The organism is Dyadobacter sp. 22481 (assembly GCF_052044875.1).
GTDB classification, from domain to species: Bacteria; Bacteroidota; Bacteroidia; order Cytophagales; family Spirosomataceae; genus Dyadobacter; species Dyadobacter endophyticus.
On record NZ_JBQENV010000001.1, the window covers coordinates 1,907,524 to 1,920,141 of the forward strand.

Below are 12,618 nucleotides of genomic sequence, written 5' to 3' on the forward strand. Positions count from 1 at the left end.
CCCGATTTGCTTTCAATTACTTATTTTTAAAGCCGATTACCACTTTTAATCCCTTCGTTTTGGACAAGTCTTTGTATACCAGTCAAAGCACAGGCGCCAGGTTTTGTTCCGGCAAAACAACTTCCGTACGGAAAGGAATGGTTGTGCCCGCATTGGTTGTATTATTGGGCATCATGTTTTCGATCGCGGCCAGTGCACAGGACAAGATTATTCGTAAAGACGGACAGGAGATCCATGCGAAAGTATTGGGTACCGATTCAAAATACATTCGCTATAAAAGGTTCAGCAACCCAACCGGCCCGGACTATTTCATTTTTCGTTCAGAGGTTTCGAAAATTGAATACGAGAAAGCTGGTGCGGGTCAAGAGCAAAAACCCCTCAAACTTGCCAGGGAACAAGCAAATGAGACAACAGCAGTCGATCTGCAACTTTTGGAAAACAATGCTTTAAAATATAAAAAACGGAGTAACATTTACCTCGCAGCCGGTACAGCTGCAATGGTCGCGGGCGCAGCTACGTTTATCAAGCTGGGAAAGGATTATAATTCCTACACAAGCGAAATCAGGAAGACAAACGACGCCTACACGGCCTGGTATAAGGCTAACTACGAAGGCTCCCCACCCACCGGCGACCTTCAAAAGAAGGAAAGCTTTGGTGCATTTGCCACGCCGGGCATTTATTTCGGGGCCGCGGCCGTCGCGGGAGGACTTGCATTGGAATGGATAGGTCTTAAAAACTTACGATTGACCAGAAAGACGCGCTCGGAACTCGCTCAGAAAAAAAAGGAGTTATCTTTCCAGCCATTTTACGCACCGTCGCGCAGGGCAACCGGTCTCACGATCGCATTTTCGTTTTAAGCTTCTTTCATCACCACCTGTTCAACGTTATGAAGCACGTTTTTATAATCCTCGCACTTGCCTGTACCGCTATCAATGTCAAACCGGTATCGGCTTGCCAAAGCAGTGCGTCGGCAGATACGATCTATTTAACATCCCGCGACAGGAAAGTAGTGGAGATCAGGGAAGTTTATCCCGATGTTGTAAAGTACCGGTCAGTGGATGGCAAAAATCTGATTTCAATGCCGGTGGCTGACATTGTGGAGATAATTTATAAAAATGGCAGCAGGGATGTTTTCAATCCGCTCAATCGCGGTGGAAAGCCCGAAATAAAATGGTTAACGAACCTTACGCACAGCGAAAAGCCGGAAGTCAGGTTGAATGCATGTGTATTGAATGAAGCAGAAAATATCCGGGTCGAAGTCAACGGCACGGTGAATCCGGTTGCTACACGATCGTTCAAAACGATGCCTGCCCAGGAGCAAGGTTGTGTGGGAGGTAAGCTAATTTCTCCTCAAATTGTACTGAGCGAAGGAAAAAACACGGTCAGGCTCCTGGCTAACAATAGCAAGGGGGATGGTTATTCCGAAACCTGGTCGATCTTTTACCAGAAGGCTAAAAAGCGCATTGCACTCGTGGTGGGTAACTCAGGGTACCAGGCCAGTCCGAAGCTGCAAAATCCTGAAAATGATGCCAGGGCCATTACGCAAAAACTCACCGGGCTCGGGTTCGACGTTATCGAGCGTATCGACGCCAGTCAAGGCGAATTACGCGCTGCCGTCGCGCAATTCGGTAGTAGCGTCCAGAGCCAGGATTTGGAGGTCGCCTTGTTCTATTACGCAGGCCACGGCATGCAGATAGCCGGTAAAAATTACCTGATGCCGGTCGATATCAGCCCCCAAACAGAAACTGAATTGAAAGTCCTGGCAGTTTCGGCAGACGATATCCTCGATCAGATGGCGGTCGCGGATGAAAATTCCCAGCGGACCAATATTATGATCCTCGACGCCTGCCGCGACAACCCATTGAGCCGTAGCTGGACGCGCAGCTCGGGTAGCAAGGGCCTTGCGGGTATGAGCGCACCTGCCGGCACCCTCATTACGTTCTCCACCAAACCAGGCTTCACTGCGCTGGACGGCGAGGGTAAAAACAGCCCCTATACCGCCGAGCTCCTGAAAGCGCTCGATGTGCCGGGCCTGCGCCTGGAAGACATTTTCCGCACGGTGCGTATACGCGTAATGGAGTTGACCAACAGACAACAAATTCCGATGGAAAACAGCTTGCTCACCCGCGAAGTGATCCTGCACCAGCCCAACTAGCATTAAACAGCCAGCTCATCCACTACAAAAACGCTATGAAACGGCTGCTGATCATCCTGTTCGTTATTTTCCCTTTGCATTGCTCAATCGGGCAGACGCTCAGCCCCTATTACAAGATCAAGTCGGCGGAGCGTGTCAAACAGGTCCTGAAAGACTTTGAATCGGCATTCGGCCTGCTTACCAATCCCTATATCGTCGACCGCGAGGAGCGTGACGAAGCTAATGATCGGATGTATGCGACCCTGCGTCGTGATGCCCGTTTTGAAAACGACCTGATACCCGGCAATAAGGGCACCAAAACGATCGATTTCGAGGAGTACAAACGGATCGCGTTCATTGGCTATAAAAAGGGTGGCCTTTCCTGGCATTTTGAGTGGGAAGAAGCCGGGTTTCAATCGATACCGGAGGGGTATCTGGTGTTGTTTTATGGTAAAAAATCGCTTTTCGGCAGCTATCAGGGCCAGAAACATCTGCAACTGGAAAATGTCCCCTGCCGGGCAGGTGTGTTTCTAAAAATGGATGGAAACCAGGTGACGGAGGCCAGGATAGGATTCATGGACACTGATCTGAAAGACAAAGGTAACCCCACGGTTTCTCTAAACGACCAGCGAAACCCGCTCGAATTGCTTACCCTGCCGGAAGTGATCGACAAACTCGCGGGGCAAATCATCCATTCCCTTCCGGAAAAAGATGTATGGAAGCTCTTTATTGAAGAAATCACATTCGACGGCCTGGGAATCTCCAATGATTTTTCAAAACAGCTAACCGGCACGCTGAAATCGTCGCTGGCACGGATGAGCAGCAATATCCAGACCGACCCGACCGGTAGCACAAGCCCCGGAACGTTGCTCAAACTGAAAGGCCGGTATTATAAATCGGGGAACTTTCTAAAAGTCGGCGTACAACTCTTTGATGGCCTCGACCACGCCACCGGCTTTGTTCTTTCTTCGGAAATATTGCTGTCCAATGTGCCGAATGCAGGAATAGAACCTGATGAAAAGCTCATTGAAGACGCCTCGCGTGTGCAGGCGATCGTGAATTCGGCCGACGAGGTTCAGCCTGCGGCCAAAGAAGATGAATTATTACTGGAAGTGAGTACCGACAAAGGATACGGCCCTCAATCGTACCGGGAGGGCGACGTCATGACGTTGAAAGTTCGCGCTAACAAGCCTTGCACCGTCCGAATGATTTACCAGGATGCTTCCAAAAATATTGTACAATTGCGAAATGAGGATTTTACCATCACATCCGAAGCGGTAGGCAAATGGATTTATATGCCAGAACAGTTCGAATGCGCGGCGCCTTTCGGGTTTGAAATGCTGTTCGCCTATGCCACAGAAGGAAAATTCAAACCCATTGAAAAAACCCGGTCGCTAAACGGGTTCACGTTTATCCTCGACGACCTGAAAAACATCGTCGAGCTGACCGCCGGAAACGGCCAAAGCCAAAAAATCGCAAAAAGAACGATTCCCATCACTACACAGCCTCGAAGAAAGACGCTTTAAACTAAAAAAGAGAGCCCGTCGAAACCGTCGGGCTCTCTCTCCTTATAATAACCCACAGCCCGAAAACCTTCGCCGATCATAATGCCTGGATCGGCTTTCTGATTTTCGGGATCGGTTGTTTATCTGCGCAATGCCGGAAACCTTATCACCATTCTGCAACTTTTTTCAATTTGTTTCTCCGCAAACTTCCCGAACCGGCTCTTTTTTGTTTTTTTGTATAAATATCGAGATGAATGGCACCCCAAGATTCCTGCAAACGATACCGTGATTCTGACCTTTTATTTTATGAAGAACTGCTCCTCGAAAAACACGAGGCGTTCACTTGTCTATACCTTCAAACCTACCGGCGATGCATTCCCCATGTAGTAAAACGAGGCAGCGACCAGGAACAGGCGGAGGATCTTTTGCAAGAGTGCCTGGCCATCTTCGTAAGCAAAATACGGGATCGCAGTTTTGTTTATCAGGACGAAACGCGCATTACGACTTACTTTCAGAGCATTTACATCAACCAATGGAAAAAGAGCCTCAGTGTGGCTGCCCGCCGCGGTGAAGTGAGCCTGGATAGCATAGCAGACCTGGACGAGGATCGCGATGCATTCGGAAACGACCTTGCCGAAAACATCTCCCAAGACTACGATGAAGACGAACGCAGCTGGATTTTCAGGAAACTCGACCGTGCTTTTCAACTCCTTGCGGAAGATTGCCGGAAAGTGTTGCGGTGGTTCTATATCGAGGACCGTTCGTTACGAGATATTGCGGGAGAATTGGGCATGACAGAGGCATCTGCCACGGTAAAAAGATTCAGATGTGCAAAGTACCTGCGAGAAAAATTTCACTTGTAGTGATAAGAATCGGCGGATGACATGTATCAACCAGTAAAGTATTACCAGCGAATCACGATTTGACTTATGGAATTGTCGGAAGAAATTTTTCATGAAATCCATCGGTACCTAAGCGGCGAAGGTACGCCCGAAGAACGTACGGAGTTCGAAAAACGGATGCATTCGGACGAGGCCCTGGCCGGTGAAGTCGCTACGCAACGGCGTATTCGTAACGGATTGAAAGCGAATAAATATAGGAACCTGTTTAAGGATATCCATACCCAGCTGCAAAACGAAGGCGTGCTGCTGGCTGGTGCGCGCCAAGTCGATCCGCAACCCGGCCAGACCATCCCGTTGAACCCGGAGACTCGCCTGGCGATCCGCTGGCCGTATATTGCGGCAGCGGCAAGCATTCTCGTCGCTATCGGCCTTGCCTGGTATTTCAGCTCCGTGCCTAATGACGCCCCGATAATCTCCGAGGTAACAACAGCCGAAAAGCCGACCCGGCCGGACACCACCACGGAAATACAGCCTACGATCAAACCAGGAATTGTAAAAACGGTCCCTACTGAGCAGAAAAAGTCGAAGACAGCCCCGGCTACTGTGAATAAAACCGAATTTTTTGCCGATTATTTCAACGAAAAAGTGGAGCTGGAAAGTCCTTTCTCGAAGGAAAAACTCGGCCTGAGCCCGTCCGCTCTCAAACAATGGCGTTCGGACACCGCTCACGTTCACCAGGGCATCCGCCTGCTCGCGGCGCGGGACAGTGAAACGGCCTTGCAGGAATTTAGGCAAGTAGAAACCAGCCGGTTCGCGCAAGTCAAGGGCGTCGCCGGATGGTACATTGCCCTGGCCTACCTGCAACAGAACGACCTCAAAAAATGTGTCGAAGAGCTGAAAAAAGTCGTGGCTGACCCCGAAAATCCGAACAGTAAACAGGCTGCGGAATTACTCACGAAAATCCAGTAACTTTACAATACCTCCCTACTGACGTTTGGTCCATGAAGAGATTTTTTATTTATATTCTGATAGCGTCGATTGCAATCGCCTGCCACATAGAGACACCTGAAAGACCACTCGCTCGCTTCACGTACACACCCGAAGGCGGTTGCACATATCCATGTGAAATCACTTTTACGAGCGAATCGTTGAATGCAGCAAACATGCGTTGGGACTTCGGTGACGACACACCAATGGCAAGCGGACAATCTGTAACGCACAAATTTCAGGCGGCGGGCACTTATCAGGTAAAATTAACCGCCAAAGGCGTCGACGGCGGCAGCAGCGGCAGCACGCAGGCTGTGCATATCGATCATGTAAAGCCATTCAGCCTTTCCGGTGATAAAAATATCCCGACCGATATTGTATCGGACAACGACGGAAACATTTATGTATCGGGAACTGCCGCAGGTCGGGTCGAATTTGGAAATGGACATGTCCTGCAATCGAAAGGAGGGGATGATTTCTTCGTGGCAAAATTTGACAGCACTGGCGTGTGCTTGTGGCTATATACTGATGGCAGTCCGAAAGATGATCACGGCAATGCCATAGCGCTGGATAAGGAAAATAACGTTTATCTAACTGGGTTTATTGGTGGTGAGGTGTCGGCATGGAACAATTCGTACAAAGGTGGCGAGGATGGTTTTGTTACAAAAATCAAGGCGAATGGCGCTCGGGATTGGGTCAAAACGTTCGGCGGACCAGCGAGCGACCAGGGACGGTCGCTGGCGTTCTATCATGCTGGTGAAGGACCTAAGCTTTACCTGATCGGCAGGGTTCAAGGCGACCTGTCGACGGAAAATATCGATTTCAACCGGCCGCTCCCGCTGAAAGCCAATGGTCATGATGGCTTTTTGGTACTCGTCAATGCCGATACGGGTGCTTTCGACGAGCCGATGATGATTGACGGCGACGACATACAAATACCGGAGGCCATTGCGGTAGATTTGGACGGTAATGCCTATGTCACAGGTTTCTTTCTCAAAACGGTCAGTTTTCCAAGTCCTTTAAAGCCACTTGCCGCTGTCAATGTAATAGATGCCTTTGTTGCAAAATGGAGTCCAATTAACGGTTTCCAATGGTTGCGTCGCATAGGTTCCGGTGGTAATGACTTCGCTTACGATATCGAAGTCGATCGTTCCGGAAATGTGTTTGTAACGGGAATGCATAGCGGTACCCTGGAAGAGTTTCCGCTAAGCAGTAAAGGGGATGATAACGTTTACTTGCTCAAATGGGACGCCGACGGCAAAATACAGAATGGCAGTAATGGTTTTATCGATGACAACAAAGACTATCACGGCGGAATTGCACTGACCAGCACCGGTAACATAGTTCTGGGCGGATCATTCGCGAATTCGGCCCAGTTTCCTATGCTGAGGGGTAAGGCCTTGTCTTCGTTGGGAAGTACCGATATCATCATTACGGAGCTCGATCCGAATAGTCTTGACCGAGCCAGCAGCTTTATTGCCAAAGCAGGCGGAACTCTGGAAGATCGCCTCAACAAGATTTGCGTTACCAAATCCGGCTATGTGTATGCAGCGGGCTGGTTCCACGGAGTGGCGAGCTTCAAGGCTTTTCAATTGGAAAGCAAACCGGATATTAAAAACACTTTCATCGTCCGCTACAAGCTCTAAAATCCATTTCTCTAAACATCAAAAAAGAGCAGCCGAAACGCCTGCTCTTTTGTTTTGGGTTGTGAAGCCATTGCTTACACTTGACAATGCATAGACGACCGTCCCGGCTTTTTGTTACAATCCGGTAGGTCTAACATTGCATCGCCCGAAGTAGTGGATATTATATTGCGAGTTTCGCTTCCAGCACGCCGTCGATCACCTCGTCCAGCGCCTCATTCAAGGCCTTGGGCGATTCGAGCATCGGGTAATGGCAGGTGCCTGCGATTTCGATCAATGCAAAGCCATTGACGGCATTCTGTTCCAAAGCAGCTACATTGGTAGGCATATAGCTGACATTAATGAGGTTTATTCTGGGTTTTACCGACGGCAATACGGCCCGCTCAATGCGGTCCATGGTGAAAAATTGGGGTAAAGTCCGCTGGCCCATCGGCTCGTAGGAATTGCGGTAGGCGGCTACAATCTTGTCGACGATCCACTGGGGTGTCTGTTCGGTCAGGAGAACCATCCGGGCGTAATGCTCATTGGTCTCAGCGTAAGCCTTTTTTGAGTTGGCGATAATTTCGTCCACCTGGCTTTCGTATTCAGGCGGTAGCGGAGTTGCCAGGTTTTTGAAATTGTCGACGGCGATGAAGCCGATAATGGGATCGGGATACGCGCTTGCGGCCATAAGTATCAGGTTCGCACCAAGCGAATGCCCGACCAGGATCACGTTTTCAAGTCTCAACTCCTTGATGAGATTCACAATATCTTCGGCCATCTCTTGAAGTGTCCACGCTTCGCGGTTGGTTCCCGACTCGCCGTGACCGGCCAGGTCCATAGTCACAACATTATATTTTTCTTTAAAAAAAGAAACCTGCTCCTTCCAGTAAGTCTGATCGATGAAAGAGCCGTGGACAAAAAGTAACGTAGCGGGGCCGCTGCCGTAGGTGTTGTAGCTGATGGGTGTACCGTTGCTGATGATCGTTTTCATAGGGTTGTTGGTTGAAGTAAATATTAATTTACTTCAAAGAAACCGCGTCAGAATGACAACCCATTGTCAGTAATGGAATTGTATTTTACAAAATCTTCATAAACGATACCAACGCCCTCTTCTCGGAATCGGTCAAACTGAGCTTGTCGAAGGGCAATGTCTGGTTTTCCAGATTAAAACCTAAACCGTTCCCGCCGCCGCGATCATAGAAATCGACCACTTCTTCCAAGGTCTTGAAAACCCCGTTATGCATGTAAGGTGCAGTGAGCGCTATGTGCCGGACAGTAGGCGTTTTGAATGCATAGCGGTGCGGCTCGCGCTTTGTGAGCACAAATTTACCAACATCGGGATCGACCGTTTTCCCTTCTGCCGTGGCCGGCGTGCCGAGCACCTCGCTTTCCGTTTCGAGATAGTTCGGCGGCACGGTGCCGTTGAAAAGCGGAAAGAAATGGCAGGTTGCGCATTTGGCTTTCCCCATGAATAGGTTGAAGCCCGATTTTTCCTCCATGGTCAATGTATTTTCAGCACCACGAAAATGACGATCCAGGCGTGAATCGAGCGAAGAAAGTGACCGGATGTAACTCGCGATAGCATTTTTGAGGTTGCTTTCGGTGACGCCGTCCGAATAGGCTTCCCGGAACAGCTGCTGCGATTCGGGTTGCTTGCGCAGTGTGGCCACAGCGTCGGGGAGCGAGCCATGCATCTCCTGCGGGTTGCGGATCACGTCGCTGGCCTGGTCTTCCAGGAAGGTTACGCGCGAATCAGCGAACTGCACGGCCTGAAACGAAGCATTTAATAAGGTAGGCGCATTACGACTGACCCGCACACCGTTGAAACCGATCGCAAAGCTCTTCGGCTCGCCATCGGTGAAAGCTTTGCCGGGCTGGTGGCAAGTAGCGCACGTGCGGCCCGAATTACTGGACAAGATTGGGTTAAAAAACAACATTTTACCCAACGCAACACGCTGGGTGGTCATGGCCTGCTCTTCAAAGTTGACAAAGTAATTGGCATTAAACGCCCCCGAATCCGTAAGTGTGCGCGCGGCCGGGGTTAGCAATCTTTTTTCTGTAAAAACCGGAATACCCAGTGCCTTTTGTGCATCGAGCAGGCTGCTGCTGAGCGGATTGGCATATTGTTTAATAAATTCCAGCCGGTCAAAAGCGTTGAAATCCGGCGATTTGCCCACATACACGATGGCGGCATTGAAGGCGCTGTCGAGCTCAGTCGCTAATGCATTATCGGCGGTGTAGTGGCCCAATTGGCGCTGTACGCTTCCAAGGGCCGCCGCTACTTCGGGCAAAGAGTGGAATGCGACCGGAGAATCGAACCCGGTAATACCCATTGAAATAACCCGGAAAATTTCCAGGCGCATCGCATCGAATATATGGCTGTCTGTGAGATCGTTGGTTTCTGATACCTTTCGCAGCCGGGTCACGTTTGCGCGAATCACGTTGGCTGCGTGCAGCATCGCAGGATAGCCATCCGTCGCCACTTCGGGAAACACCATTTCTTCCAAAACCTGAAAACCCTGTGGTTCATTCACACGCAGGTCGTCGTCTACTTCGGGAATATTCGGGCCATTGAGGGCGCGGGTGGTTTCGGGACTGTAATAAGCCGAGATAAATTCGACACGCTTGTAGGCAATACGGGCCCGCTTGAACGATTCCTGAATAGCGGCCGGATGTTTTGCGCGAATATCGGCTTGCAAGCGGCTCACAGCACTATCGAGTGATCCTATATTCTGCATGAAAGTCCGTTTTACCCCTGTCGCGGGAGCCGCCTTAGGGCTCGTGAGCCACCAGATGAGGCAGACGATCAGCGGGATGACGATGATCAGGAAGATTGAAAACAACAACCTCCTGTGGCGGTAAACGAATGAATTGGGGTTACGTTCGAATTTCAGCATGGTGCAGGGAGTGGGTATTATTTCAAAAGGAAAACTCCTGGCCCGAAAATTCCGGCCAGGAGTCTGAAAACTATGTAATTAACGAGGCAGACCTTCAATCAAAATCAGTTGGCTGGCCTGGTTCTCCGATTTACGGACAGAACCGCCGTCGACACCCTTGTATTTGTCACCGCGCCAGGTATGCGCTTGAATGCCGAGCATGAATGTGTTGGCTCGGCCGGTAACGTCCGAGACGTCGATCATACCGCTGCTTTCCCATGAGCCGAATGCAGAAGTACCACCAACATTGTATTTGGCGGCATCAGCTTCGGTACGACGGTGATCTATTTCGAGAACCGGGGTCAGTTGCTTGGTATTGAGGTTGAATTGATATACATACCCATCATGCTTTTCGTCGCCATAACCATTCGGATCTTCCATAATGTAGACGTAGTCGAAGGTTGCGCAAACGTTATCCGGGTTCTGGAAAGTTTTGGCGATGCCGTTACGGTCGTCGCCGTCGAGCAATACTTCCAGTTTACCTTTGGTAGGGTCGTTCGCGTCGAGCACAACGCGGTAAATACGACCGTATTTCGAACGTGAATAGTCGGCGTTCACGCCGCTGTTGTCCTGGCCTGTCACGGCAAAAATCACCTCACGGCCCTGTGCGCCGCCGCCCTTGCGGTAATCTACGTCTTCCACACGTCCGAATTTGATCGCTTTCAGATCATTCACTTTCGAGTTGATCTGCGCTCCGGTCAGCGTCTTGTGGTTATCGATTTTAACAAACTCCACATCATAAGTCGAACCGACTTGCATATCCCTTTCTTTCTGATTGTTATCAGCGCGTTTCAGCATGTAAAGAGCGCCGTTGTCGAGGTCGCCCACGGTATTGGACAAATACATGGCCACCTGGCCACCATTCACATCAGAATCGTCGTCGCCGATCACGATCACCGTTTTACCGGGATAAGCAGTTTTAGGAAGCGGAACTGCGTTTTCGGCGCTCCAACGGCCAAGACCTGCTACCTCGCGGGAGATATTCGCCTGGCTTACGTCCGAATCTACGTTGACCGCGTGTGTGCGCGATTCCTGGCCGCTTTCGCCCGACGTGAGAAAAACAGGGCCAAAACCATGCTCGACCGGCGTCACCAAAGTAGCCGAGCACAAACGCCAGGTTCCTCCGTCGGAATTGAGTACGTACTCGCCTTTTACAGGCTTGAAACCCTTATCGAGTGTAATGCGCGACACGGAGAAGTTGTCTTCATTGTTTACCAGGATCGTGTAGTTGCCGTCAGGATTCTGGAAAAGACCGGCGCCATCGGCAGAGCCTCCAAACACGTAGGCTGGCGATTGCTCCAGCTGGTCGTCGCTGCTCAGAAGTGAATAAAGCTTCACGTTGTTGGCCGAAACACGTCCGTTGGTAGCGCCGGGGAGCAATTTGGCCAATACGGGTGTCACCGAACGGTTTTGCAGGGTAATGTCCGGACTGTTCGGATCGCGGTGGTCCTGGCAGGCCCCGAGCGCAAGAATGCCGGCCAATGCGGTGTAAGTAAATAAAGGCTTCATGGTGAGTGATAAACTGATTAAGTGAAATAGTTTCACAAAGAACAGCCATTCACTTTTCGCCGAGTTTATGTATTTATTATCAGTTTGTTAAGAGATAGGCCTGCGGCGGTCGGCCGTCAGCGGCCAACACAACGTCTTGCATACCAGTCACCCCGCCTCTATCTTTGCGCGCTTACCATCAATCTTATGCCGAACCTTCAAAAAACGCTTATAACTACGCTCATTGCCGGGGCATTACTCACTCCATTTGTATCAGAGGCGCAAAACAAAACCTGGAAGCCCCCGTTCGTCCAGGCCGACTGGTCGAAAGACTACCGGCCGTTCCGCATCGCGGGAAATCTCTATTACGTAGGCACTTACGATTTGGCCTGCTATCTAATTGCGACGCCCAAAGGTCATATATTGATCAACACAGGCCTCGAAGGCTCGGTACCCCTTATCCGCAAGCACATACAGGCGCTGGGCTTTAAATTTGAAGACATCAAAATACTGCTCGCTACACATGCCCATTACGACCACGTGGCCGGAATGGCGGCTATTAAAAAGGCTACCGGCGCCAAACTGATGATCCAGGAACGAGACGCTAAATCCATGGCCGACGGCGGTGCTTCCGATTATGCATTGGGCGGGCATGGTGCCAGTTTCGAGCCGGTAACTGCCGATCAGTTGCTCAAAAACGGCGAGATTATCAAGCTGGGTACCATGCAGGTAAAACTGCTGCACCACCCCGGCCATACGCCCGGCGCCAGTAGCTTTTCGCTAACGGTGAGAGATGAGAAGCGGGCCTATAAAGTCCTGATCGCCAACATGCCGAGCATTTTAGATGAAACCAAGCTCTCGGGAATGGCTGGCTACCCCGAGGTGGGCAAGGATTATGCCAAGACATTGGCCGCAATGAAAAACGAGCAGTTCGATATCTGGCTGTCGTCGCATGCAAGTCAGTTTGCGTTGCACGAAAAACACAAACCCTCCGACCCCTACCGCCCCGAAGCCTTTTTTGATAAAGCAGGCTACGACAAAGCCGTCGCTGAATTGAAAAAGAAGTACGACGAGAAGCTTAAACAAAAATAACCGTACCGC

The 12,618-nt window shown here is 50.4% G+C and carries 10 protein-coding genes; 7 read left to right on the plus strand and 3 right to left on the minus strand.

Annotation, left to right across the window (positions count from 1 at the left end):
- Window positions 1-59 precede the first annotated feature (59 nt).
- The 6 genes from ACTJJJ_RS07375 (at window position 60) to ACTJJJ_RS07400 (ending at window position 7,114) form a co-directional block, all read left to right on the plus strand.
- On the plus strand, window positions 60-857 hold the full coding sequence (locus tag ACTJJJ_RS07375) for a hypothetical protein (RefSeq protein ID WP_426294260.1): 798 nt from the start codon (window positions 60-62) through the stop codon (window positions 855-857).
- Window positions 858-886: 29 nt separating this feature from the next.
- Window positions 887-2,155: a caspase family protein gene (locus ACTJJJ_RS07380; protein ID WP_426294259.1), complete on the plus strand. Its 1,269-nt coding sequence runs from the start codon at window positions 887-889 to the stop codon at window positions 2,153-2,155.
- A gap of 35 nt (window positions 2,156-2,190) precedes the next feature.
- A complete protein-coding gene (locus ACTJJJ_RS07385) occupies window positions 2,191-3,660 on the plus strand; it encodes a hypothetical protein (RefSeq protein WP_426294258.1) in 1,470 nt (489 codons plus the stop codon).
- A gap of 233 nt (window positions 3,661-3,893) precedes the next feature.
- The gene (locus ACTJJJ_RS07390) at window positions 3,894-4,502 is read left to right on the plus strand and encodes an RNA polymerase sigma factor (protein ID WP_426294257.1); all 609 of its coding nucleotides are present in this window, start codon (window positions 3,894-3,896) and stop codon (window positions 4,500-4,502) included.
- A 66-nt stretch (window positions 4,503-4,568) separates the two neighbouring features.
- A complete protein-coding gene (locus tag ACTJJJ_RS07395; protein ID WP_426294256.1) occupies window positions 4,569-5,450 on the plus strand; it encodes an anti-sigma factor family protein in 882 nt (293 codons plus the stop codon).
- Window positions 5,451-5,482: 32 nt separating this feature from the next.
- Window positions 5,483-7,114: an SBBP repeat-containing protein gene (locus ACTJJJ_RS07400; protein WP_426294255.1), complete on the plus strand. Its 1,632-nt coding sequence runs from the start codon at window positions 5,483-5,485 to the stop codon at window positions 7,112-7,114.
- A 160-nt stretch (window positions 7,115-7,274) separates the two neighbouring features.
- Here ACTJJJ_RS07400 and ACTJJJ_RS07405 read toward each other — a convergent pair whose 3' ends face one another.
- The 3 genes from ACTJJJ_RS07405 to ACTJJJ_RS07415 all read right to left on the minus strand — a co-directional run bounded on the left by ACTJJJ_RS07405 (window position 7,275) and on the right by ACTJJJ_RS07415 (window position 11,538).
- The gene (locus tag ACTJJJ_RS07405) at window positions 7,275-8,084 is read right to left on the minus strand and encodes an alpha/beta fold hydrolase (protein WP_426294254.1); all 810 of its coding nucleotides are present in this window, start codon (window positions 8,082-8,084) and stop codon (window positions 7,275-7,277) included.
- A gap of 85 nt (window positions 8,085-8,169) precedes the next feature.
- Complete coding sequence (locus tag ACTJJJ_RS07410; protein WP_440701690.1) at window positions 8,170-9,990, minus strand: cytochrome-c peroxidase; 1,821 nt, start codon at window positions 9,988-9,990, stop codon at window positions 8,170-8,172.
- A gap of 78 nt (window positions 9,991-10,068) precedes the next feature.
- Complete coding sequence (locus ACTJJJ_RS07415) at window positions 10,069-11,538, minus strand: hypothetical protein (protein ID WP_426294252.1); 1,470 nt, start codon at window positions 11,536-11,538, stop codon at window positions 10,069-10,071.
- Window positions 11,539-11,724: 186 nt separating this feature from the next.
- On the opposite strand from ACTJJJ_RS07415, the gene bla reads away from it, so the two are divergent.
- Window positions 11,725-12,609 carry a subclass B3 metallo-beta-lactamase gene (gene bla / locus ACTJJJ_RS07420; RefSeq protein ID WP_426294251.1) on the plus strand — a complete coding sequence of 295 codons (885 nt, stop codon included), beginning with the start codon at window positions 11,725-11,727 and terminating at the stop codon, window positions 12,607-12,609.
- The last annotated feature ends 9 nt before the right edge of the window (window positions 12,610-12,618 follow it).